This window comes from Nostoc spongiaeforme FACHB-130 (genome assembly GCF_014698475.1).
GTDB classification, from domain to species: Bacteria; Cyanobacteriota; Cyanobacteriia; order Cyanobacteriales; family Nostocaceae; genus Nostoc_B; species Nostoc_B spongiaeforme.
On sequence record NZ_JACJTB010000024.1, the window covers coordinates 70,399 to 95,639 of the forward strand.

Here is a 25,241-nt window from a genome sequence, read left to right on the forward strand (position 1 = left end):
TTTTAGTTGATGTCTCTAAGCTCTTGTCCAAGGCCCCCAAATGGCAAAAGTAATACCAGGAGTTTGAATGTTAACAAACAAAGTTCTACCGTCAGGTGAGAAGCAAGCACCTGCAAACTCACTATCATTTAAGGCATTACGGGCAAAATTATAAATTTCACCTTGGGGATTCACACCTCTTAAGAAATTTTCGCCGCCTCCGTCTTCGCAGAGAATCAAATCACCAAAAGGTGCAACAACTATATTGTCAGGAGCATCAAGTTCGCTTCTCGATGTGGACTCTACAAACAAATCAAGGCTTTCAGGGGTTCCGTCAACTGGTGGAATGTAGCGCCAAACTTGACCTGCTCCCGCAGCACCACCACTTGTACAACAAAAATAAAATTCTCCGTTACCATACCATATACCTTCCCCACGAGCAAAGGTAGCTGCACCTAGTTCTTGACCTTGTAATCGCACAGTGTCACCATCTAATGGGTTGGGATTGGGAATAGTCACCCACTCTACAGCCAACTTTTGTCCTGGTCTGAAACCACTGTTAGAGGTATTAACTCTAGGTTGACCGACAATTTTCAATGCTTGTAGAGTACCACCAGCTTTTAAATTGCCTTTGTCTGTGGGAATAAAGCGATAGAAAAGGCTGTCCCCTCTATCTTCTGTTTCATAGACAATTCCGGTTCTGGGGTCTACAGCTACAGCTTCATGATTAAATCTTCCCATTGCAACTAGAGGCTCTGGATTAACCCCAGAGGTAGCACTAGCTGGAACTTCAAAGTTGTAACCGTGTGGTTTTGTGACTCCGTTAGTTGCACTTGGTAAAGTCACATCTTCTTCACAGGTAATCCAAGAACCCCAAGGAGTCAGGCCACCGGCACAGTTACGGATGGTTCCACTCAGAGACACAAAGTGTTTGATTAACTGGCGATTAGCACCAACAACTAAGGTTGTTGTACCACCTCTAGCAATTGGATCATAAGGTTTTGTCCCTTGTGTACGTGAACCACTGAAACCAGTGCCAAGTTCGTGATTGCGAACCAAAATAACTGTATTTCTTGGGCCAGGGAAAGCGGCCATCCCATCATGAGCGCCTGGTACTAAAGTACCATCGGTCATAAGTTCCCCTGTACGAGAGAAAGTGCGATATTGAAATCCAGGCGGTAAATCTAACAAACCATTAGGATCAGGAACCAGCGCACCATAACCTGTGCCGAAAATAGGTTGACCGTTGGCTTGTCTGGCGTAAAGAGCTTCTAAAGGCGAGGCTAATAATGTACCAGCAGCACTTGCCCCAGCTAATGTAAAAAATCTGCGTCTTGATAATTTCATTGGTTACAAATAGAAATGCTTGGAAGAAGTTATGGGAATTAGATTAAGCTTGGGTAATGTTTTATTTAAAACACAGTTATAAAAAATTCCTAAAATATATCTCTAAATACTGCGAATAAATATCTCAAATAGCCTCCGCATCAATCGATTTAAGCAAGATAGTTTGCCTACAAATTTTATATAAATGAGTAATAAATAATTTATAAACAACTTAACTCTGCTTTTGCTATATCAGAAAATATGACAAACAAAATAATAGATTTAAATAATTTATTTTGATGATTTATTGGTGAGATAGCCAGAGATACCAAACAGGCAACAATTAACAGAATGAAAATTCTCTTGCTGTCTAATGTTCATTATTTACCGATTTCATAACCAACCTAATATCGTTATAAAGGCTTATTTAATAATGGTTTAAGCCAATAGACTAGGCTGCAATAGTCATATTTTTTCCATACGCAGAACATTGTTAAGCAAAGGTTAATAAGTGATTAATTATTTAAAAGATTATAAGCTAATCATAAAATATTACTTTTTTGAATGTTATGGAAAAATAAATTATTAAACACCCGGATAACAATACATCTAATGATAAAATTCCATCTGGAATGTTTTAGGTAATGCACAGAAGCAAACAACACAAATCATGATTATAACAACCAGATATTAAACAGTCTGGTGAACATTTTGTTTGACTTTTATTACCGAGTATTCCACCCATTAACTCTGTGATTCAGAGTTCGGAAATTTCAGGAAAATTGATTATTCTCAAAAAAATGAACAGATTTTTTACCCAAATTAAAGCTACGGTAGCTGTAGTTGCTGTCACATCTTTAGCTACTGTCATCAATGTTCCCCAAGCTGATGCAGCTTCTTTTGATTTATCTTGGTTGGGAGGACAAGGTTATTCAGCTAACGGTAGATTTTCCTTTGACGATAGTTTCTTAGGCGGCGTTGTCACCAGAGATCAGCTGAGTGATTTCACAATCTCCTTTTTTGACCCAGCCGGAACTTTACTACAAAGTTTCGATTATGATTTTCCCAATCCCAGCAGCAGCTTTAACTTCAACTTTGATACTGTTTCTCGCACTGTTTTGCAAACAGGTAACTTTGATACGCCCAACGGCTTTGATTTAGGAATTGACTTTGCTACAGAAGTGACTGGGTTATCTTTTTATACATTCTTAGATCCTGACCAGGGATTACCAAACGCTACGATATTTTTAAAGGATGACCTATCACCAGAAGTCTGTAGTACATTCCCCAACTGTCGATTAGATGTTGGTGGTCAGTTAACAGCCACAGCCGTTCCAGAACCAAGTGCAATTTTAGGCTTGTTAGTGGCAGGTTCTTTAGGCCGATTTTTAAAGAAAAAGCAAGCATCTATCTAAACAGCAAACTGAATAGTTGATGCCAGCTTGATAAAAACCGTAATTGACCAATATTGTATCTTTCATTCCCCAGGTATTGCCTAAACAAAAAATCTGAAGCTCTCTAGTAAAGAGAGCTTTGGGATTTTAATATTTTCATGTTCCGGGCGATCGCACTTTTTCCTAGAACAGAGATAATGGCAAGGCTGCTAAACAACAGCAGTATTTTGGTGTTCTAACCATTGCAAAATCCGATTCCAAGCCCACCAAGGGTCAGGGTCTTGCGCCTGGAACTGACACTCTTTGCTACTTAAATAGCCGACATGACCTCCATAACGGGTGAGTAGCAAATCTAGGGCGGAATTCTGCTTGCAGGCGGCTTTTAATTCGGGGACGATATCTGGATGAAATAAAGGATCATCGGCAGCGTAGATAATTAAAGTTGGTTTTTGGAGTTCTGGTAACAGTTGGAGGGCGCTGCTGGCTTTGTAGTATGCCTCTACACTGGGAAAACCCAGCCTTTCTATTACTAGTTCGTGGTCAAAATCCCAAATGGTGTTTGTTCGCTCTATGGCTTGAGGGTCAATAGTTCCAGGATGAGCATCATGGATTCGCCAAGCGAGTTTCTTTAATTCACGCACAATACTAGCTTCTATGAGTCTACCAAAACGGTCTTTGGTGAGATAGGTGAGCGATCGCAACGAATCCAAACTCGGACAAATCACTGCACCACCACCAATATCGCTGTACTCGATACCCAGATTTTCATTACCCTGGGTTAACTCCGCAGCTGCTTTGATTCCCCACAGGGCTAATTGTCCCCCCAAAGAAAACCCCATAAACCAAAATTTCCTGGGACATCCCATCGCCGCCGCCGCCGCCGCCAAGCGCACAAAATCTTCGCCCTCATACAATCCATCAGAGGTTAAAGTTGGTGATAATTCTGCCGTTTTACCGTGCGCCCGCCAATCAAATAACACCACAGCATAGCCTTGAGAGTATGCTTTGCGTCCTAACAACCGCAAAGACCATTCTTGGTCTAACTCGCCTGTAATTCCATAAGTGGCAATGATTGTACTGTGGGCATTGTCAGGAATAGCTACCCAAGTAAAAATCGGCACACCTTGTCCACCCATCAATATTGTTTTATGATAGGGCGGCTCTGGTTGAGAAACTGTACTTTCCCAGTAACGTTTTCCCCAAAAAGCAGTGTAAACAGTCATTGCTACACCATTTTGTAAAAACTTGGCTGGATTGTAGGGCGGGTAACACATCATTTTGCAAATTTCGTGTATCTTAAGTTTTGTTTTTCATGAATTAGTTTTAATATTTATGTTAGATTTAAAATCTTTTTTATAATCAAGACAGAAATCTTTGTATCCACCAAAGATTCTTATTTTTCCTTAAAAAGTAGCAATAATTTTTTTCATAATGCCGAGGATTCTAGTCATAGACGATGACCCAGCAATTTCCGAGCTTGTTGCCGTCAATTTAGAAATGGCTGGCTATGATGTCAGTCAAGCTGAAGATGGTATCAAAGGTCAAGCGTTAGCTCTCCAGCTACAACCAGACTTGATCATGCTCGATCTCATGCTGCCCAGAGTAGATGGATTTACAGTTTGTCAACGCCTCCGTCGAGATGAAAGGACTGCGGAAATTCCCGTTTTGATGCTGACCGCCTTAAGTCAGACTCAAGACAAAGTGGAAGGCTTCAACGCCGGCGCAGACGACTATCTCACCAAACCATTTGAAGTTGAAGAAATGCTGGCGCGGGTAAGAGCTTTATTGCGCCGTACTGACCGCATTCCCCAAGCCGCCAAACACAGCGAAATTCTCAACTACGGCCCCTTAACCTTGGTTCCTGAGAGGTTTGAGGCGATATGGTTCAGTGAGACAGTGAAACTCACCCATTTGGAATTTGAGTTACTCCACTGTTTACTGCAACGCCACGGACAGACGGTTTCTCCTAGCGAAATTTTGCGGGAAGTTTGGGGTTACGATCCTGATGATGACATTGAGACGATTCGAGTTCATATTCGTCATTTAAGAACTAAACTCGAACCCGATCCTCGTCATCCTCGCTACATCAAAACTGTATACGGTGCAGGATATTGTCTAGAATTACCCAGTCTGCCTGCATCAGTTGAAGGCGCTTCTGCATAAGTGGTTGACTAACGCAATCTATTCCTTGACCTCAGCCCTAAATTTGCCGAATCCATCATGTTGTGTGTCATGCTGTGGGGAATGAGGTTTAGTGGTTTTACCAAGGAAAACTCTAATTTCGCCTGCTTGACTCTACAGAAAGCTACCTTCCAATAGACATCCTTTTGTGGGGGTTGGTGCTTAGTAGGCGAATGCTACTCTATTAGTACTACAGTGCTAATCAATCGCCACGAGTCCAATAGCACTGCAATTAGTCAAAAATTGGCATTCTCTTGAAACAATTTTGAGGGAATGCCAATCAATTTAATATTTTGTAGCAAAATATATACTTCACGCCGTGTGCAACTTTCCCTCAAACCTAACCCCCAACCCCTTCCCTACAAGGGAAGGGGAGCAAGATTCAAAGCCTCTCTCCTTGTTTGGAGAGGGGTTTAAGAAATAAGTCGCACATCGCGTTACGTCACTATTCACAATTCAAATTGACTTCTGCCTTCTTTAATAACCAAAAATTACAGAGGAGCCGAGGTACAAATTAACTCACAATGGACTAATTGCCATTGGAATTATCTGCACTTCTTCTCCTCTGCTGTGTTTATTACCCTATTGCTGCTTTTAGGGAGCAAGGGCGTTACCGCGAATTAAGCTACCAAGGGTTTTGGCAGTAATTTTTAGTTGGGTAATGGGGTTGGCGGGGACAACTGTTTTGTATAGATAGCTGTCGAAGGTGAGGCGCTGTACATCCATGTCAGCACACATTTCGACGAATGCTTCACGGGTTGCATCAGAACGATAGAACACGCTCTGCAAAATGTCTAACACTTTGTAGGTGAGTCCGTATTTCTTATCCCAACGCTTGATGTAGATTTTGAGGTCATTTTCTGTGGGGATGCGGCTACCGTTGTTGGAGGTTTCCACAATGGTTTCAGCACACATTCTTCCAGATTTAGCGGCAAAGTAAATTCCTTCCCCAGAAGACTTGGTAACGTAGCCAGCAGCATCTCCCACTAGGGCGATGCGACCAACGACGCGACGAGGACGAGGATGTTCGGGAATGGGATGCGCTTCGACTTTGATGATTTTACCGCCTTCGAGTTTGTTGGCAGCACGAGCGCGGATACCTGCTTGCAATTGTTTAATACTGGCTTTATTGACGTGCATTGTGCCAGTACCAACAGCTACGTGATCATATTTGGGGAATACCCAAGCATAAAAGTCGGTGGAAACGTCATCGCCGACATACATTTCGGCTAGGTCGTTGTAGTACACCATTTTGTCTTGGGGTAAGCGAATTCGCTCTTGGAAGGCGATCGCATAATTATAATCTCCAGCATCCATTTCTTTGGCAATGCGGGAATTTGCCCCATCCGCCCCAATAATTAAATCTACTTTCAGGGTTTTTGTAACGCCCTGCACGCCGCCTTCAGTATGGTCGACGTAATGAATTGTATAGGGGTCGGTATTATTTGTGGGTATATCGACTTTATGAACAGTGGCGTTAATTAAAGTTGCACCTAATTTTGCCGCGCGATTCCGCAAAAAGCCATCGAGGACTTCGCGGCGACACATTCCTATATATTCTTCTTGATTTACCAGATTAATATCAACCTCACGATTGGAAGGCGAAATCATTTTCATCTTCCGCACCCGGCGATCGATAATCTCTGGTGGTAGGTCAAATTCACCCACCATACAAAGGGGAATAGCGCCCCCGCAGGGCTTGGCATTGTCCAGCTTGCGCTCAAACAGGTAGGTTTCAATCCCAGCTTTTGCCAATGTTTCGGCGGCAGATGAACCAGCAGGGCCTGACCCCACAACAGCAACCCGTAGTGTCAAAGGTCTTCTCCCAATCTTGACATTTACCGAAAGCATCCTACCACGGTCTTTTGGCTGATTTTGCGCTCTACCTCTCAGTTTTGACAGAAATGCAATATTCCTTAATGTTTCGATACAAAACTAGGGAGTGGGGAGTAGGAAGTCTATGGTAACGATTGTATGGAATTTAGGAATGGTGATTCGCTGTGGAGAATTGGGAATACTCTTTTTTACTCCCTATCCGAATTTCTCACGTATGGGTGGGGAGTGTGAGAGGTGTGGGAGGTGTGGGAGGGGTGGGAGGATGGTGAAGAAATCTTTCCCACCAAACTTCCCCAAACTCCCCACACCCCCTCTCTTCCCACACTCCCCACCCCTGGATTTTTCACAAGAGAGAAATCCAGGCCTACTCCCTACTCCCTAACTATGCAGATTTCTTTACTAGACTCTTTCACTCGCCAAGTTAGCGTTAGTGTGATTACTGGGTACCAAAAGCATATTTCTCCCCATAAAGGCTTTGCTTGCGCCCATAGGATTTTATATGGCGGCGAATCTTGTTCCCAGTACATCAAGCGTTTAATTGCCCAAGAAGGGTTGAGGGTGGCGTTCATCAATTCCCGCATCAGATTTCAAGCTTGCAAACAAGCTAATTTAATTTTGCGTTCCCAATTGGATGATTCTGAAGATGCAGAATCAGAAGATGAAGCAAATACACAGCAACCAAAAAAAGATAATGGCAGTAATAATTGTCAATCTTCCAATACAAGCTGTAGCAGTAATGATAGTGCTTACTGTGTAGATTGTGCAGATTTAAGTTGCAATTGTGCTGATATGGCTAATATCTTGAGTGATTGTGATTTCTTTCATTGTCATGCTGTAGATTGTAGTGGTGCTGATTGTGGCTTTCTTGATTGTGGTAGTTGTGGTAATTAAATAATCTTCAGAATACAGAATCTAAAATTCAGCATTGATCAAAAGTTGCAATCATCAAGATTAAAATTCCGCTCAAAAGTATTTGAGTTAAAAATCTATGTATGGTATATATAAAGCACGGTAAATCTAGCAACATACCGGGGTTAGACTAGCAAGGGGATAACGGCGGTGGGCATAGTAGTTGAGAATGTATCCAAAAATTTTGGCAGTTTTAAGGCAGTTGACCAAGTTGATTTAACAGTTAAGAGTGGTTCACTGGTGGCGTTGCTTGGGCCATCTGGTTCTGGTAAATCGACTTTACTGAGGCTAATTGCTGGTTTAGAAATGCCAGATAGTGGCAAAATCCTGCTCACAGGAAAAGATGCTACTTATCAAAGTGTACAAGAACGAAATATTGGGTTTGTGTTTCAGCATTATGCTTTGTTCAAACACATGACTGTGCGGCAAAATATTGCTTTTGGTTTAGAAATTCGCAAAGCCCCAGCTAAGAAAATTAAAGGGCGGGTAGAACAGTTACTAGAGCTAGTACAATTGGGTGGATTAGGCGATCGCTATCCTTCGCAGTTATCTGGTGGACAAAGACAACGGGTAGCATTAGCGAGAGCCTTGGCAGTCGAACCAGAGGTGTTATTGTTAGATGAACCCTTTGGTGCGCTGGATGCCAAAGTGCGAAAAGATTTACGGGCATGGTTACGCCGCCTCCATGATGAAGTTCATGTTACCACTGTTTTTGTTACCCACGACCAAGAAGAAGCAATGGAAGTGTCGGATGAGGTCGTAGTCATGAACAAAGGACGGGTGGAACAGATAGGTACACCAGCAGAGATTTACGATCATCCCGCTTCCGCATTTGTGATGAGTTTTATCGGCCCGGTGAACGTTTTACCCAACACTTCCAGAATTTTCCAAAGTGTTGGATTTGATGCTGCATACCCAGAAGTATTTTTGCGTCCCCAAGATGTGATTATCGAAAAACAAGCCAACGGTGCAACTGCATCTGCCAAAGTTAGCCGCTTAATTCATCTGGGTTGGGAAATTCAAGTAGAATTGACTTTGGATGATGGACAAGTGGTAACAGCTCATCTCACACGCGATCGCTTCAACGAATTAGAGTTAGAACCACAACAACGAGTTTACGTCAAGCCCAAAGATGCCAAATCCTTTCCTGTATATTACTCAATCTAAAATTATAGCAGGAGGCAGAAGTAAAAGTTTTACTATTCCTGGCATTCAAGCTTTCAAATTGTCCTAACATATCTGACTATCGCTATAAAAATTAAATAATTACTTGCGAAAGAAGGATGAAGTACATTTATCCTTCTTTTTTGCTGTTATGACTTACGCCAGAAATTAGGGTGCTCCCAAACATAAATTCTCCCCTGTCCTCCTTGTCTCCCTTGTCCCCCCTGTCCCTAAATCATGAAACACTTTTCCCTAAGCGCAGTGTATAGGTGTTCCAAACCTCCACACCTTCTTTATGCGTAACTTCTGCGTGTATAAGTTATTCTTGATTTTTCTTTATAATCCTATAAGTATATACGTACTTTTCTTAATATTTACTTAAGATTTAGAGATAAAATGTCTTTAAACTTCAAGTTGCAGTGTTCAGTTTTCTAAACTTGCCTACAATTAGGCATAGACGACCTCTACCCAATGGTAGAATTCTTGAGCGAAATAATCACGCATAATTTTTGTCTGTTTAAATAAAAATATGAATGAAAAATTACATCAGGGTATTAGACATCTACCAGCTAAAACACCTAACAAAAAGTTAAAAACATAACAAGAGCTTGATATTAGACATGTAAAGTTCTGTTACTGTGACAATACCAACTGATAATTCCAAAAGTTAAGTTGCAATAGTTACAACTTTTTGTCGCATAAAATCACATATAGGACTCATATTTGATTTATGAAAAAAATCAGTACACCCAGGTCAAGCTTCTTTCCTACTCCCTACTCCCCATTCCCTACTCCCTGCCTACACAACTAGATTCAGAAATCAAATCGGATTCCTATAGATAATTATCACTAATCATTCTTTCTCAAATTGCCAAAAGTTAAAAAAAGAAAAATCTCAAAAAATCTTGCTCAGATTTTCACTGGTGTTTTTGTATGCAAAAATTTTAAATTTTTGTGATTAAAAAAGCTGGATTAAAGTTAGTAGTTAATAGATGTAATGTATACATTTTTAAATTATTAGTTAAGTTCTGCAAATACAGCACTGAGAAAAATTACTACCAAAGAGCAGCTTTATGAAATCTTATAAATTGCTACAATGAAACACCGTAAAAACCGTAAAAACTTCAAACAAATAAAACTTACTTTGGCTCTATGATTTAAGAACTCAATCTATATCTATTAAAAATCCCTATTATTGACACCCCAAGCAAAAATAAAAGGTAAAAATATGAAGATAATTTCAGGTTTATCTAGGTCATTTACGCTGCAACTACTAACCTTTGCAGCAATAGCCACGGCGACAACCTTAAAACATAATTCGCTACCTGCTTACGCCCAAGAGACTCCCACTGAACCCCAACCCACAACAGAGCGAATTTGTTCTTTAGATCCTGTGGAATCTTTATTACCACCACCCCAAGCTAAAACCAGCAACTCTTTATTGTCATACCTAGCCTCCGAGGGATTTACTCAGAGCAAAGATGGTTCCTGGGTATGTTATGTGAACGACCCAAAAAAAGAAGGACGTTATTACACCTTATTCAAAGTTCAAGAGGTAAATGGGAAGCTGATTGGCAGTTCTTTTTTAGACGGTGGGAATTTGATTGAAGGTCAAGACAACCGCACATTAGATTTTTTTATGAAGCTGATTGAGCATCATCTCGATAGTGATCAAGAAAATCGCCAAAGCATACGTAGATATTTAGAATCCTTTATATCTTTAGTCAAAGAAGGCAAAATCAAAGCCTCCCGTCGCGGATTTCTGTTTGACCAACCCAATCGTGCTTTAGTCGTGTACCACACCATTGGTAACGGTACAGGAGAACTCAAAGGGACAGCAATTACCCTCAACATTCAAATATCTGATAAAGTCAATGCCAACTCAACCAAGAGTGCAGTACCAACTTCTGTAGGAGAGAATATCCAACCGAAGTAAAAATAATCCTGATGATTGAATGGCTTGTGAGTGGTGTTTCGTTTATTGACCAGGAGATGTATCTTGTTGAAATCAACTGTCAAAAGCATAGGAATTTCGTTAACGTCTTTGGCAGTAGTGTTGTCTGTTTGCCAATCTGCTAACGCACAACTAAATGTAGGACGGCGTAAAATTCAAAGAGGACTGGAGCGAGAGTACCTCCAATATCAGCTAGAAAATCGTAATCTCAGCGATGCGTTCGTCATCCCTAGCTGTACTGTGGGTAGTGGTACTGGCTGTAATAAAACCGGCACAGTCCTGCAACAATTATTGGCAATTAATGGTGGCCCTAGTTACTACGATTTAGTAATTCGAGCCGCCGGAGGACAGCAAAACTACCAGAATTTCGCGGCTTTTTATGGCAACAATGAAAGACTGCCAGAAATTCCTTTCGCATCGTTTTGGAAAAGACAGTCTCCATCAATTGTGGATGGTTATCAATACGTCCTCGGCCAGCCTGTTAGCCGCAGTCCGGTGGCTGGTTTGGGTGCAGTCACTAAAAACTTTGCTTGGTCGCCAATATCCAGAGGTGATAATTCTCTCAGTCCCCGACAAGGACTATTAGATTTTAAATATTCTGTTGGGCATGAACTCTTGGTTGAGGTATCGAAAATTCCAAATCTCCGGCAGCAGATTCGTGATTTAGATTTGCCTCCTGAGATGACGCAGTTTTATTTAAATAACCTCTCTCAAGGGTTAAATGCCTTGAAGACGGGAAATGAAGAGGCATTACAAGAAAACATTTTAAGAATCTTTTCCTTTCCCTATTCATCCGACTCGACAACAAGCCCTAACTATGGACGGGTATCTCTTGACACACCAAAAGAGTTAGACAACATTGCAGGTATCCCTATAGCTGGTGCAGAAATCATCCCCGACATCGCATTATTAGAACCAGAGTCATTTTCGTTAGATTTAGGTACTGACCTGGCTTTAGATGTTGGTACTATAACCGGAAGTGCTTTTAACCCTTTCTACTTATCTCCTCTGGCTTTGCTTCCGTTGTTATTCCTATTTGGTGGAGGAGATGGTGATAGTTCTTCTCCCCCAGTCACAATTCCTCCAGTGGTTCCATCAGTTCCACCTGTTATCAACCCAACTCCAACCCCAACCCCAACTACACCGCCACCACCGGTCAAAGTGGATGAACCATCAACACTGACCGCTATACTATTGCTGACGCCTTTATTGGGTGTACTCAGCTATAAAAAGCGCATGACCAGAACAAAAACTTGTGTGAAATCTTAAGAGTTATCTTTGATTTTTGAAAAAATTTCAATATCTTCCAGGTGGGCATTTACCAATATTTTTTAGGTTGGTTGAGAGTTGGGCTGCAAATTACCAGCCCAGAAATCTTTGATTAATAAAAATCCCTCGGTAGCTTGCCGAGGGATATATTAATTAGTACTTTTCACCTAAAAATATCCCACTTCCTTAGAATACCTATTCGTTTTAAGATGAGTATGCCAAAATGCCAAATCGTTGTTATTTATGACTCAGCTTATCGAATACGAAGAAGCCAGCGCCGAAGTTCGCGCAGTCTATGATGATATTCGTGCAGTACGACAGACAGATTACATTAATAATTTTTGGAAAGCTTTAGCTAATCATCCACCGACTCTGCAACGCACTTGGCAAACAATTAAAGAAGTGATGACTGGCCCTGGTGAACTTGACCCACTGGTGCGGGAGTTAATTTATATTGCTGTGAGTGTGACGAATGGCTGTGATTACTGTATATCGTCCCATACAGCTACTGCCCGTGCCAAAGGGATGAATGATGCGATGTTTGGCGAACTGCTGGCGATTGTTGGGACTGCAAATATGACTAATCGTTTGGCTAATGGTTATAAAATTCCAGTGGATGAGCAATTTCAGTCATAATACTAGTTTTGTAGTTAGATGCACGAAACCAGATAAAAAGAATTCTCCAATAAAGCCCATGTTATGCTGTAATCACGTCTAGGAAAGAGACTATGACTGCTTTAGTCCAAGAACTTCTCAATAGTTTTGACCGCTTGTCAGATTCAAAGCGATTGGAGTTGGTATTAGAAATTTTAAAGCGGACAGTTGATTTAGAGTTTCCGGCGTTATCTGATGAAGATTTAGTTCTTAATGCAGAAGGGCTTTTTCTAAAGTTAGACAAACAAGAAGCTATGTATGAGTGGTCTTGAGAATTCATGGCTACCAGCACCCGCAGATTTAACTTTATTGGCGAATGAAGTTCATATCTGGCGAATTGATCTTGATATAGCAGACTCACTACAAGAAAATTTCGCTGTAACTTTATCTAGTGATGAACTGGCTCGTGCTAACCGATTTCGTTTTGTGGAACATCGCCAGCGTTTCATTGCGGGTCGTGGTAGTCTGAGAAATATACTGAGTCGTTACTTAAAGATTGCGCCGCACCAAGTAAGATTTAACTATGAACCTCGTGGTAAACCACTGTTGGCTGATGATTTAGCAGCTAGTGGTTTGTTGTTTAATTTGTCGCATTCTCAAGATTTGGCTTTGTGTGCGGTGAATTACACAAGCAAAATTGGCATTGATTTAGAGTATATGCGCTCTGTTTCTGATTTGGAGGCGCTTGCTCAAAGGTTCTTTTTACCGCGAGAATATGAGTTAGTGCGATCGCTTCCTCCTCATCAACAACAAGAAGCATTTTTTCGTTATTGGACTTGTAAGGAAGCTTATTTAAAAGCTACAGGTGACGGAATTTCGCAGTTAGAGCAAGTAGAAATATCTCTCACAACTACACAAGGCGCTAAATTACTCACATCTGAAGACTGGAGTCTTGTGGAGTTTACACCTGCTGATAATTATCGTGCGGCTGTGGCTGTGGCTGGTTCTGCTTTGGATTTCAAATATTGGCAGTTCACGGCTATTTTGCCATGAATCATTATTTGTCTTTCTGCATACTTTTGCCGTAACTTATGCACAAATTTCCGTAGTTGCAGATGGCTACTTATACCAAAGTTTTTTGCTTACGTAAACTTTGAATGGTAGCGATCGCAGATTTTGCTACTATATCAATTTCCTCAGCAGTGTTAAATCTGCCAATTCCAAACCGCACGGAAGCATAAGCTAATTGTTCAGGATGTCCCAAGGCTGTGAGAACATGGGAAGGTGCGATAACAGCCGATGAACAAGCAGAACCAGAAGATACCGCCATCACAGGTTGCAGTCCTAGAGAAAGTGCAGCACCATCGACTCCCTCAACGCTGATATTTAAGTTTCCCGCTAGTCGCTGCGTCGGGTGTCCGTTGAGGTGAATTCCTTCTAACTGTGATAATTGTGTCCACAAACTTTGTCTGAGTTGAGTCAGACGTGCAGTTTCCGTTGCTTGTTCTGCTAAAGCCAGTTCTATAGCTTTGCCAAAACCAACTATTTGCGGTGTGTACAAAGTTCCTGAACGCATTCCCCGTTCATGTCCACCGCCATGCTGTTGGGGTGCAAGCTGCACTCTGGGGTTGCGTCTACGGACGTATAATGCACCAATACCCTTTGGCCCGTATACTTTATGAGCAGTCAACGACATTAAATCAATGTTCATTGCCTGCACATCTAAGGGGATTTTACCAATAGCTTGGGCAGCATCGGTATGGAAAATGATATTGCGATCGCGGCATATTTTCCCAATATCTGCTAACGGTTGCAACACCCCAATTTCGTTATTCGCCGCCATCACAGATACTAAAATTGTCTCTGGACGACAGGCTGTTTCTAATTGGTTTAAATCAATCAACCCGTCAGGTTGTACTGGCAAAATTGTAATTTCAAAACCCAGACTTTTCAGATACTCACAAGGGTCTAAAACTGCTTTATGTTCGGTAGCTACAGTAATAATATGCTGACCTTTTTGAAAATAAGCTTCAGCGATACCTTTAATGGCTAAATTATTCGCTTCTGTTGCACCACTAGTAAATACAATTTCTTCGGGTGTAGCGTTAATTTCTACTGCTAAGATTTCTCGCGTTTGTTTCACAGCCGCTTCTGCTTCCCAACCATAAACATGGTTAATACTAGCAGGGTTGCCAAACTTTTCGGTGAAATAAGGCAACATTACTGCTAACACTCTTTCATCTATTGGTGTAGTCGCATGACAATCAAGATAAATCGGACGATAAGACATAAATTATGTTAAAATTTGACTGAGTTTTTTTAATATTTGTAGAACTCTATATAACTCGTTTTCTCGCCTAGATAAAGTAAATTTATCAGACAAAGCATATTGAGGTTTATCGTATTTTATTAGCTTAATAAATTGAAAATCTTCTCCATTTGTAACTAGTCCAAACACAGGTTTGTCTGTATTGGAACTACCCAACATATATACTAAAGCCTGGGGAATCACTTCTAAAAGAGATAAACTGGCTCTTTTCGATTCAATTACCAACAACCAAAACTGCTCTTTAATCACCAAGACATCGATTCTGCCTCTGACAATTTCTTCTGCATTTTCGACTGTAATTTCTACAGATTCTGCGGTGGCGATCGCAAATGGCTCTCGATAAAATCTCGCCGAGTCTAATAGAGGCGATATTACCACCATTTTGACGGCATTTTCTAAAATCGGTGGACGCTTAACTAAACTTAAAAAATTAGCTTTGACTCTATCCAAATATTGTTGATCTAAAGTCGTCACTGACGGTAAATTTTCCAGCCATTCTGTGAAGAATCTTTCATCTTCTGAGATTTGGAGACTAAATCTTTCCTCTAAATAAGCAAGTCCGATATTTTGTGCTTGGACTACTTGAACCATATTAAAAATCGTGAATTTGGATGAATTATGCCCAAATTAACTTTTAATCAAGAGTATCTGGATCTATACCCAAGGCTCTTAATTGTTCCGCCAATTTTTGAGCGCGTTGTGCTTCTTGTTGAACTTTTTGTTCTGCTAACTCAGCCCGTAGTTGTGCTTGTTTAACTTGTTCTGCGGGTGTGGGATATCTGTTTCCTTCTTCGTCATACCAATAAAGCCATTCTCTGGTTACACCAGAGTAATTTCCCCGTTCACAACCAATTCCCAAGCCAATTTCTGCTAACCACACAGGATTGCCTGATTGTAATTCATATTTACCATTAACTAACTTATGCACTTCTAAGCGAGGTTTGCGGCGACGACGAGAAGAATAAATCACATAATAAAGTACACCTAAAGCCTCATATTCTTTTAACTTGTCGCTGTATTCTTTGCGATAGTTTGGCGAAACTACTTCTAACACCAAAGTTGGCAGAACATTTTCATCCCACAAAACATAACTCGGACGCAGTTCTTCATCATAGAACCGTTCTACGCCCAAACTTAAAAAACCATCGGGGACAATTGGCGGTTCGTCAGGGTGATAATAAATACCCATATCTACACCAAAAAACCAGTCCATACGTTCTGACCAAAGTATTAACAGTATTGCTTTGAGTAACCCTGGTATTAATTCTTGCAGTTCATTATCCACTGGTGTTTCATCAGAGTCTGGTAGTTCCTCAGCAGAGGGCAAGTACCTCGGCAAGTTGTACTCTAACATGGCTAGTTTCCCCAAAACTTACGGATACTGGGCTTTAATCTATGAATCCACACCAATATTCTCACCAGAATTATAGCGATTTCGGATGAATAGGTTACAGGCGAAAAATTTTATACTTCCTACTCCCCACTCCCTAATATCTACTCCCCACCCTTCACTACGATTAATAAATATATTAGTTTTTTGGATCTCTGATTGGTTTATATTTACGAGAGGGTGTATTAACAGCCACTCTTTTTCCGAGGTTAGGAGGCAGCGTCAGAAAATTTTAAATTTTGATTTGAGATTTTAGATTGCCCTAAAGATGTTGTTTGCAGAGGATGTCACAGAAGTATCAAATATTTATTGTGCTTTCCCCAGACTATCCTAGTCGCTGCTTTGCTTAAAATGACACTCTCATAAATCTAAATTGATGGCAATCTAAGTTGATAGTGAAACGAATATTTTTGCTGAATTGTAACCGATAAAGACTAAACTAAAAAGTCTTGTGCAGCAAAACCTCTAGATTTAAATGAAGTAATCATGTCCAAGGTTCTCGTCTCCGATCCTATCGATCAAGCTGGGATTGATATTTTATCCCAAGTTGCTACAGTTGATATCAAAACTGGTTTAAAACCCGCAGAATTAATCGAAATTATTGGTGATTACGATGCGCTAATGATTCGTTCTGGTACCAGGGTAACAGAAGAAATTATTGAGGCTGGCACACAGTTAAAAATTATTGGTCGTGCTGGTGTAGGTGTAGATAATGTTGATGTGCCTGCTGCTACACGCAAAGGAATTGTTGTAGTTAATTCCCCTGAAGGAAATACGATCGCAGCAGCAGAACACGCATTGGCAATGATGTTGGCTTTGTCCCGTCACATTCCTGATGCTAATGTTTCAGTGAAAAGTGGAGAGTGGGATCGTAAAACTTTTGTCGGTGCGGAAGTTTACAAGAAAACACTCGGTATTGTGGGGTTAGGGAAAATTGGTTCCCACGTTGCGAGTGTGGCTAAAGCAATGGGAATGAAATTACTCGCCTATGATCCTTTCATCTCCAACGAAAGAGCAGAACAAATTGGCTGTCAGTTAGTAGAGTTGGATTTACTTTTCCAACAAGCAGACTACATCACACTCCACATTCCCAAAACCCCAGAAACTACCCATTTAATCAACGCTGCTACTTTAGCAAAAATGAAGCCGACAGCGCGGATTATTAACTGTGCGCGTGGCGGGATTATTGATGAAGCAGCTTTAGCCGCAGCCATCAAAGAAGGTAAAATTGCTGGGGCAGCCTTAGATGTGTTCGAGTCAGAACCTTTGGGTGAATCGGAATTGCGATCGCTCGGCAAAGATATCATCCTCACCCCCCACTTGGGAGCCTCCACCACAGAAGCGCAAGTCAATGTAGCCATTGATGTTGCTGAACAAATCCGCGATGTTTTATTAGGACTCCCCGCTCGTTCCGCCGTCAACATTCCCGGACTCGGCCCTGATGTCTTAGAAGAACTCAAACCCTACATGCAACTAGCAGAAACCTTGGGTAACTTGGTTGGTCAGTTAGCCGGCGGTCGCGTCGAAACACTCACAGTCAGACTCCAAGGGGAACTAGCAACCAATAAGAGTCAGCCCTTAGTCGTGGCATCCCTCAAAGGTCTACTTTATCAAGCCCTGCGGGAACGAGTAAATTACGTCAACGCCAACATCGAAGCCAAAGAACGGGGAATTCGGGTCATTGAAACCAGGGATGCTTCAGTGCGCGACTATGCTGGTTCGTTACGTTTAGAAGCCACAGGTACTTTAGGTACTCACTCAGTTACAGGTGCTTTGTTGGGTGAAAAAGAAATTCATCTCACAGACGTTGATGGTTTCCCCATTAACGTCCCCCCCAGCAAACACATGCTGTTTACCTTACACCGCGATATGCCAGGAATTATTGGTAAACTTGGTTCTCTCCTCGGTAGTTTTAACGTCAACATTGCTAGTATGCAGGTAGGACGGAAAATCGTCCGTGGTGACGCGGTAATGGCTTTGAGTATTGATGATCCCTTACCCGATGGCATTTTGGCAGAAATCACCAAAGTCCCAGGGATTCGTGACGCATATACAGTAACTTTATAAGGCAAAAGTAAAAGGGCAAAAGTAAAAAGAACTCTCTTTCTTTTGCCTTTTAACTTTTAACTTTTAACTTTTTTTATGGCAAACACTTGGTGGGAACTGCAAATTTTATGTGAACCAGAGCTAGAAGATTCCATCTTTTGGCGACTGGAAGATTTTGGTAGCCGGGGAACAGCCAGCGAACGCAAAGGCAATTCCTCCTTAGTTAAGGCTTATTTACCGCAATTTCAAGCCCAGTTACTCGATTTGGCAGCATTAGCGCTGCGGTTGCGTCAAGATGCTTTGTGTGTGGGAATGTCTGCACCGAGCTTGCATTGGCAATTAATTGATGAAGAAGATTGGGCGAGTAGCTGGAAGCAATATTGGCAACCCCAGGAAATTGGCGATCGCTTTTTGATTAACCCTGCATGGCTACCAACACCAGAAAACTCAGACAGGTTAATAATTCTCCTTGATCCTGGTGTCGCCTTCGGCACAGGGAACCATGCCACAACTCAACTGTGTTTAGAAGCCTTAGAAATGCGCTTGAGTGAAGTGCCGCAATCGTTTGTGAGCAATGCAGAAAAAGAACCAGTCATAATTGCAGATATCGGTTGCGGTTCTGGTATTTTATCGGTCGGTGCAGTTCTGCTCGGAGCCGAAAAAGTTTATGCTGTGGATAATGATCCATTGGCAGTGCAATCAACTTTTAGTAATCGCGCCCTGAATAAGATTAGTCCAGAACGCTTGATTCCCGCCGAAGGTAGCGTAGATGTTTTGAGCAAAATTATCGACAAGCCAGTAGACGGTATCGTTTGTAATATTTTGGCTGACGTGATTATTCAGTTGGTTCCCGAAATGACAGCGATCGCTAAACCCAGCACTTGGGCAATCTTTAGCGGCATTTTAATCGAACAATCTAAATCCGTAGCCGATGCTTTAGAAAAAAATGGTTGGGTTGTTGCAGCTTTATGGAAAAAGAAAGAATGGTGCTGTTTAAATGCACGGCGTTCTTGATTTGATGGGTGTTCATTAATGTTGATGTTTGAATGGAATATTAGCGCCGTATTTATCCTCTTGAAAGCCAAGTTTATAGAGTTCGGGTATTGGCTTCTCATCTTGCTTCTTCTGTGTTTCTGGCAGTTTGCCCACAGAAAAATAATGTGGTAGTTCTGGTTTTTAATTCCACGGATTTTAAGTACCAATTAGGCTGTAATAAAGATTACATACAGTGATGTGTGCGATCGCTACCTTTGCCCCAGTTGCTAAAATAGAACAGCAAAAAATAGTCTAAGTATCCCAGCCGTGCGAAGATATCAATTCTTTTATTTAATATTTTTTCTCACCTTAGCTGCTATTGTTAGCTTTTGTTTATTCACTGATGTTTCACCGTTGGTTAGTTGCGATAAGTGGAAATATTCTCATAGTTCCTCACCAGAAAAATATTATGCCCATCCTGTAGATTTGGTAGTTACGCCTTGGCGGGGACAACATAATGTTTATGGGACATTTATTATTCCCAATGGTTATAAAAACGATGGCTTTTTTACTCTTACATTGCCAGGAGATAAAACTTACTGTGGACAACTGTTAAATGTGAGTGGTTTTGTCATTCCGGGAATTTACCCAAAGCCGAAAAATCGTATTCTTAGAGGATACTTAAATACTCGCATTGCTTTTTGGCTGATTTTGCAAGGACATATTAATGATTTAAAACAACCAAACAATTGGAAACTAGGTTATTTTGAGAGCAAAAAAATTAAGAATAATAGAGATAGTGTTTATCATCCTAGTAATACCAAACCGATATAAAGAAGCATATAAATATGACTTCTTCTTTTGCCTTTTAACTTTTTACTTTTGCCTTATTTATTCAGTCATTTTTCAAACTAATATTCCCGCAATACAAGCAGTAATAAAACCAGCTAATAATCCTCCAATCATTGTCCTCACGCCCAAGCGAGCAAATTCATGTTGGCGCTGAGGAGCCATACCTGTAAGTCCACCAATTGTAATGCCAATTGAGCCAATATTAGCAAAGTTGCATAATGCGTAAGTCGCAATAATTACGGCACGTTGAGAAATTTTGCCGTCTTGAATTAGCTGTTTTAAATCTAAGAAAGCAATAAATTCATTTAAAATTGTTTTTGTTCCTAACAGCGCCCCGACTTGTTGACAATCTTTCCACGGTACACCCATCAACCATGCCACAGGAGCCATGACAAAAGATAATATTAACTGCAAAGATAATTGCGGCAAATTTATAAGCGAACCAAACCACCCTAACAAAGCATTGAAAGCCGCAAGTAATCCTAAAAAAGCAATAATCATTACACCCACATTCACAGCTAATTTTACGCCATCAATAGCGCCTGTTGTAGCTGCATCAATGACGTTTACATAGTTAGTTTCGACATCAATTTTGGCTTTTCCTGCTGTTTCAGAAACTTCGGTTTCTGGGTACATTAATTTTGATACAACTAATGATGTAGGCGCAGTCATAAAAAAAGCCGCAATTAAATGTTCTGCGGGAATACCAAAGGAAAGATAAGCGCCTAAAACTCCACCAGCAATTGTGGCAAAGCCTCCCGTCATCACAGCATGAAGTTCTGATAAAGTCATACTGCCTATATATGGTTTAACCATGAGTGCAGATTCTGTTGGCCCTAAAAAGATGTTACCTGCACAAGATAAAGATTCTGAACCTGATGTTTTCATAGTTTTAATCATTACCCAGGCCAGCATATTGACGACTCGCTGTAAAATTCCGTAGTAATATAAAACACTAATAAAAGCAGAAAAAAAGATAATCGTTGGTAGTACTTGAAAGGCAAATAAATGGTCTTTAAAGTTTTCACCAAAGACAAATTTTGCCCCAACATCAGAAAAAGCTAAAAAATTACTGACAATATCTCCCAAAGATTTAAATATATTTAAACCCCAAGGTGTTTTTAAAATTAGCAACGCAAAAATAAATTCTAATCCCAAACCCCAAGCTACTGTGCGCCAACGAACTGCTTGACGTTCTACAGATAAAGCATAAGAGATGCCAATAAAGACTAATATTCCCAGTATGGAGATAGCGCGTTCCATAATAACTGCCAAAAATGTATAGCTATCATACTCGGCTATCCAGCATACATAAAAATGTAACTTTTTTAACTTTTGGATTTGACTGTCTTGGTATCAAAGGAAAATGCGATCGCTTGTTAATTGAGAATTACACTCTATAAAAGTGCAAAGTTCAAAATTTTTAATAAAACTTCGGTATCAAACAATGGCAAAACTGATACCTTAAAATTTACTTTGTTCAAAAACAGTTTATGAATCGTATGTTTCGCCGCTATCACCGTCAGATAGCTATTATTCTGTGCTTGCCTTTATTTTTAACTGTATTAACGGGTATGGGTTATACTATAGCCCATGAATTGTTACACCAAGATGAGTTAGGCGAATTCCTTTTAGGACTGCATACCTTAGAAATCATTCATTTAGAAAAAATTTACCCACTTTTGAACGGCTTAGGGTTAGTTGGCTTGTTGATTACTGGCGTAACTATGACGGGTTTATTCCGCACACGAGCATCACAAGAATAATTATTCTGGTTTTGTAATAATAAACCCCTCACACTGGAAGTCTGGGGCTATCCACTTTGGCAAGCTCAATGACCACCTTCGCAGGCTAATTATATGCTTCTTCATATCGAATACCAAATCGATATGAATATTTGACTGCCAATATACGCTACTAAACGCCAATAAATTAGAATTTTTAATTCTAACCAAAACTACTTTATTACTACAAAAAACCACAGATAAACCCAGTGTTTACCTGTGGTAAAAATGAATTTTGCCTTCAATGCCAACAAAAACTATTGGAATTGAAAGCGAGAAAATTCTAGACGGAAGCGAAGTAAACTTTAGACTTCACAGGATCAGGAGTCATTGTCTGATCACCAGGTTGCCAACCAGCAGGGCAAACTTCATCGGGATGTGATTGGACGTGCTGGATAGCTTGTAATGTCCGTAGGGTTTCATCAACGCTACGACCAAAAGCTAAGTTGTTAATAGTAGCGTGTTGGATGATACCATCTTTGTCAATCAAGAACAGACCACGCAATGCAACTCCTGCTGCTGGATCAAGCACGTTGTAAGCGGCGCTAATTTCTTTCTTGATGTCGGAAACTAGGGGATAATTGAGGTCGCCTACGCCACCAGATTTGCGATCAGTTTGAATCCAAGCGAGGTGGGAGAACTCACTATCAACGGAAACACCGAGAACCTCAGTGTTAAGTTTCTTGAATTCTTCGTAGCGATCGCTAAATGCTGTGATTTCAGTAGGACAAACAAAGGTAAAGTCTAGGGGGTAGAAAAATAAGACTACATACTTACCACGATAGTCGGAAAGTTTGATTGTCTTAAATTCCTGATCAAATACAGCGGTTGCTGTAAAGTCGGGAGCTTGTTGACCAACGCGGAGGCTTCCTTCTGTTCCGTAAGTGAGGGACATTAACCTAATTCTCCTTCAACTTATATTTCGTTTTAGTAGCGTTAGGACTTGGGTCAGGTAAAACTCACCCATCCACGCTGATTCACAGTTTAATTACGATCTGTTACGACTATATCATAGTCATAACGATTTTGAGTAGCAAATGACCAATTTAGATACAAGAGAATGGTTACTCACCAATGGCTTAGGCAGTTTTGCCAGTGGGACAGTTTCTGATGTCCGCACACGCACCTACCACGGTTGGTTATTTGCTGCTACAAATCCGCCATCAGGGCGTGACTTGCTGTTGTCGCACTTAGAGGCGAGTTTGGAAGTATCAAAGGGGGTTGTGGCATTAGGAACAAATATTTGGGGTAGTGGAGAGATTAAGCCCAGAGGTTACGAATTTCTCCAATCTTTTGATATTAACCCCGTACCCAAATGGATTTGGGGTGACGAACACTGGCAGTTAAGTAGACAACTGCTCATGCCCTGTGGTGTTGAGGGATGTAGGGAAAATAGCCCCCACTCCCATCGGATTTTGATTCACTATCGTTATGACGGTCTAGAGACAGCGATTTTAAAACTGAGGTTGTTGATTTGCGATCGCGACTTTCATCATCAACAAACTGCCACAGGGTTACAATTTTCTCAATTACTGGGACAACAACAAGTTTGCCTACAAGCGATCGCATCTGGACATTTTGGTAAACCTTGGTATTTACGCTGGACACAGGGTAAATATCAAGCAGACGCATTTTGGTATTGGAATTACGTCTTACCGGAAGAAACAAGACGGGGATTGGGTAATTATGAAGACTTGTATAGTCCTGGCTATTTAATCGTCACTCTCCAGCCAGGAGATAGCATTACTTTAGAAGCAAGGTTGGGTTTTCCTGACCCCCAACAAAGCCCACTATTACCAGAAAGCTTTGCAGAAGCAGTCGAAGCAGAACAAGAAAGACTCAGCCAGATTTTTGGCTACATTCAACCCAAACATCAAGATTGGAAATCAACAACAGGCTTATTAACGAGTAAAGCAGTATCAACCCAGGAAAACCCTCTACCCCCTGTTTCCTGTCCACTGCTGAATACTCAATCGCTGATTTGGCAACAACTACTCAAAGCCAGTGATCAGTTTATTGTGTATCGGGCTGCGGTTGCTGGCCCAACCATCATTGCTGGTTATCACTGGTTTAACGACAGGGGACGTGATGCGTTAATTGCCTTACCAGGTCTAGCATTAGTACCGCAACGCTACGAATTAGCCAAAGGAGTATTACACACCTTTGGGCTGTACTGTCGCCACGGTTTAATTCCCAATGGCTTTCCTGATGTTGATGGTGAGCCATCTTACAACAGTATTGATGCGGCGCTGTGGTGGATTGAAACATTAGGACTGTATTTAGAAGCTACCCAAGACTGGGAATTTTTAGCAGACCAATTCCCGATAGTGCAGCAAATTCACAAAGCCTTTGTAGGTGGTACACGTTATAACATCCAAGTTGATGCTACAGATGGATTAGTGGGTTGGTATGCTCGCGGTGTAGCTTTAACTTGGATGGATGCACTAGTTAACGGTCAACCTATCACGCCGCGTTATGGTAAGCCAGTAGAAATTAATGCTTTGTGGTATTCGGCTTTGTGTTGGATGAGCCAATGGGCGCAACGCTTAAGCCAAATGCGTTTAGAAGATGCACCACGTTTAGCCAAACAAGCGCAACGTTATACACAGCAAGCACAACAGGTAAAAGTTTCCCTACAAAAATTCTGGAATCCGATGTTGGGTTACTTGTACGACACCATTGAACCAGACGATCGCCGTAACTCCCAAATTCGCCCCAATGCTGTGATTGCATTATCTTTACACCATTGTGGATTTTCTCAACAACAAGGCCGTCAAGTACTTGACTTAGCAACTTATCGCTTGCTAACTCCCTATGGACTGCGTAGCTTGGATGCGATTGATCCCGAATATGTCGGTAAATACACAGGTATGACTCATGAGCGCGATCGCGCTTACCATCAAGGTACAGTTTGGAGTTGGTTAATTGGGCCGTTTATCCGTGCTTGGCAACGTTTTTATCCCAAACAACCACTACCCTTTAATTGGCAACCCCTCATCGACCATTTTCTTGCTGATGCTTGCCTTGGCTCCATTTCCGAAATTTTTGACGGCGACCCACCACACACCCCCAGAGGTGCGATCGCCCAAGCTTGGTCAGTAGCCGAGGTGATGCGTCATCTCCAGGGATTTCCGTAGGTAGGGGGCCTGACAGGTGTAGGTTTTTTACAATTAGGAGGAATTGAAGCAAAAGAAATCGTCAACAGGAGTAGGAGGAAAAGTACTCCAACGCGGAAGACGAAGAGGAAGATGGTTGAGTA

22 protein-coding genes are annotated in these 25,241 nt (G+C 41.2%); 14 read left to right on the forward strand and 8 right to left on the reverse strand.

Features of this window, described 5'->3' with window-relative positions:
• Positions 1-15: 15 nt before the first annotated feature.
• Entirely contained in the window at positions 16-1,326 is a 1,311-nt protein-coding gene (locus H6G74_RS17975) for an alkaline phosphatase PhoX (protein ID WP_190968964.1), read from the reverse strand.
• A 779-nt stretch (positions 1,327-2,105) separates the two neighbouring features.
• Here H6G74_RS17975 and H6G74_RS17980 point away from each other — a divergent pair.
• Entirely contained in the window at positions 2,106-2,720 is a 615-nt protein-coding gene (locus H6G74_RS17980) for a PEP-CTERM sorting domain-containing protein (protein ID WP_190968965.1), read from the forward strand.
• Between the two features lie 188 nt (positions 2,721-2,908).
• On the opposite strand, the gene H6G74_RS17985 is transcribed toward H6G74_RS17980, so the two are convergent.
• Positions 2,909-3,976, reverse strand: coding sequence for a YheT family hydrolase (locus H6G74_RS17985; RefSeq protein WP_190968966.1), 1,068 nt, complete (start codon positions 3,974-3,976; stop codon positions 2,909-2,911).
• A gap of 154 nt (positions 3,977-4,130) precedes the next feature.
• Between H6G74_RS17985 and H6G74_RS17990 the strand changes: the two genes are divergently transcribed.
• Positions 4,131-4,862 carry a response regulator transcription factor gene (locus H6G74_RS17990; RefSeq protein ID WP_190968967.1) on the forward strand — a complete coding sequence of 244 codons (732 nt, stop codon included), beginning with the start codon at positions 4,131-4,133 and terminating at the stop codon, positions 4,860-4,862.
• Between the two features lie 612 nt (positions 4,863-5,474).
• On the opposite strand, the gene chlP is transcribed toward H6G74_RS17990, so the two are convergent.
• Entirely contained in the window at positions 5,475-6,731 is a 1,257-nt protein-coding gene (gene chlP / locus H6G74_RS17995; RefSeq protein ID WP_190968968.1) for a geranylgeranyl reductase, read from the reverse strand.
• 369 nt (positions 6,732-7,100) lie between these two features.
• Between chlP and yidD the strand changes: the two genes are divergently transcribed.
• The 7 genes from yidD (at position 7,101) to hetI (ending at position 13,659) form a co-directional block, all read left to right on the forward strand.
• On the forward strand, positions 7,101-7,607 hold the full coding sequence (gene yidD, locus H6G74_RS18000; protein WP_190968969.1) for a membrane protein insertion efficiency factor YidD: 507 nt from the start codon (positions 7,101-7,103) through the stop codon (positions 7,605-7,607).
• A gap of 168 nt (positions 7,608-7,775) precedes the next feature.
• Positions 7,776-8,792 carry a sulfate/molybdate ABC transporter ATP-binding protein gene (locus H6G74_RS18005; protein ID WP_190968970.1) on the forward strand — a complete coding sequence of 339 codons (1,017 nt, stop codon included), beginning with the start codon at positions 7,776-7,778 and terminating at the stop codon, positions 8,790-8,792.
• A gap of 1,225 nt (positions 8,793-10,017) precedes the next feature.
• A complete protein-coding gene (locus tag H6G74_RS18010; protein ID WP_190968971.1) occupies positions 10,018-10,725 on the forward strand; it encodes a hypothetical protein in 708 nt (235 codons plus the stop codon).
• A 63-nt stretch (positions 10,726-10,788) separates the two neighbouring features.
• On the forward strand, positions 10,789-12,012 hold the full coding sequence (locus H6G74_RS18015; RefSeq protein WP_190968972.1) for a hypothetical protein: 1,224 nt from the start codon (positions 10,789-10,791) through the stop codon (positions 12,010-12,012).
• Between the two features lie 243 nt (positions 12,013-12,255).
• Positions 12,256-12,648, forward strand: coding sequence for a carboxymuconolactone decarboxylase family protein (locus H6G74_RS18020; protein WP_190968973.1), 393 nt, complete (start codon positions 12,256-12,258; stop codon positions 12,646-12,648).
• A 92-nt stretch (positions 12,649-12,740) separates the two neighbouring features.
• Positions 12,741-12,938 carry a hypothetical protein gene (locus tag H6G74_RS18025; protein ID WP_190968974.1) on the forward strand — a complete coding sequence of 66 codons (198 nt, stop codon included), beginning with the start codon at positions 12,741-12,743 and terminating at the stop codon, positions 12,936-12,938.
• Entirely contained in the window at positions 12,925-13,659 is a 735-nt protein-coding gene (hetI, locus tag H6G74_RS18030) for a 4'-phosphopantetheinyl transferase HetI (protein ID WP_190968975.1), read from the forward strand. The genes H6G74_RS18025 and hetI overlap by 14 nt, the downstream gene beginning before the upstream one ends.
• 70 nt (positions 13,660-13,729) lie before the next feature.
• Here the strand turns inward: hetI and H6G74_RS18035 are convergent, their stop codons facing one another.
• From H6G74_RS18035 to H6G74_RS18045, 3 genes are read right to left on the reverse strand one after another with little or no spacing between them, the layout of a single operon-like run.
• Positions 13,730-14,896 (reverse strand): cysteine desulfurase family protein, encoded by a 1,167-nt coding sequence (locus H6G74_RS18035; protein WP_190968976.1) that lies wholly within the window; start codon positions 14,894-14,896, stop codon positions 13,730-13,732.
• A gap of 3 nt (positions 14,897-14,899) precedes the next feature.
• Positions 14,900-15,526 carry a restriction endonuclease subunit R gene (locus H6G74_RS18040; RefSeq protein WP_190968977.1) on the reverse strand — a complete coding sequence of 209 codons (627 nt, stop codon included), beginning with the start codon at positions 15,524-15,526 and terminating at the stop codon, positions 14,900-14,902.
• Between the two features lie 43 nt (positions 15,527-15,569).
• A complete protein-coding gene (locus H6G74_RS18045) occupies positions 15,570-16,289 on the reverse strand; it encodes a Uma2 family endonuclease (protein WP_190968978.1) in 720 nt (239 codons plus the stop codon).
• Between the two features lie 522 nt (positions 16,290-16,811).
• Here H6G74_RS18045 and serA point away from each other — a divergent pair.
• The 3 genes from serA (at position 16,812) to H6G74_RS18060 (ending at position 20,180) form a co-directional block, all read left to right on the forward strand.
• Positions 16,812-18,392, forward strand: a complete 1,581-nt coding sequence (gene serA, locus H6G74_RS18050; protein ID WP_190968979.1) for a phosphoglycerate dehydrogenase — start codon at positions 16,812-16,814, stop codon at positions 18,390-18,392.
• Positions 18,393-18,467: 75 nt separating this feature from the next.
• Positions 18,468-19,385 (forward strand): 50S ribosomal protein L11 methyltransferase, encoded by a 918-nt coding sequence (gene prmA, locus H6G74_RS18055; protein WP_190968980.1) that lies wholly within the window; start codon positions 18,468-18,470, stop codon positions 19,383-19,385.
• Between the two features lie 288 nt (positions 19,386-19,673).
• Entirely contained in the window at positions 19,674-20,180 is a 507-nt protein-coding gene (locus H6G74_RS18060) for a hypothetical protein (RefSeq protein ID WP_190968981.1), read from the forward strand.
• A gap of 72 nt (positions 20,181-20,252) precedes the next feature.
• Here H6G74_RS18060 and H6G74_RS18065 read toward each other — a convergent pair whose 3' ends face one another.
• The gene (locus H6G74_RS18065) at positions 20,253-21,461 is read right to left on the reverse strand and encodes a NupC/NupG family nucleoside CNT transporter (RefSeq protein WP_190968982.1); all 1,209 of its coding nucleotides are present in this window, start codon (positions 21,459-21,461) and stop codon (positions 20,253-20,255) included.
• Between the two features lie 230 nt (positions 21,462-21,691).
• Here H6G74_RS18065 and H6G74_RS18070 point away from each other — a divergent pair, with 230 nt between their 5' ends.
• Positions 21,692-21,964, forward strand: a complete 273-nt coding sequence (locus H6G74_RS18070) for a peptidase (protein ID WP_190968983.1) — start codon at positions 21,692-21,694, stop codon at positions 21,962-21,964.
• Between the two features lie 301 nt (positions 21,965-22,265).
• Here H6G74_RS18070 and H6G74_RS18075 read toward each other — a convergent pair whose 3' ends face one another.
• Positions 22,266-22,877 carry a peroxiredoxin gene (locus H6G74_RS18075; protein WP_062294438.1) on the reverse strand — a complete coding sequence of 204 codons (612 nt, stop codon included), beginning with the start codon at positions 22,875-22,877 and terminating at the stop codon, positions 22,266-22,268.
• Between the two features lie 142 nt (positions 22,878-23,019).
• Between H6G74_RS18075 and H6G74_RS18080 the strand changes: the two genes are divergently transcribed.
• The gene (locus tag H6G74_RS18080) at positions 23,020-25,119 is read left to right on the forward strand and encodes an amylo-alpha-1,6-glucosidase (protein ID WP_190968984.1); all 2,100 of its coding nucleotides are present in this window, start codon (positions 23,020-23,022) and stop codon (positions 25,117-25,119) included.
• Positions 25,120-25,241 lie beyond the last annotated feature (122 nt).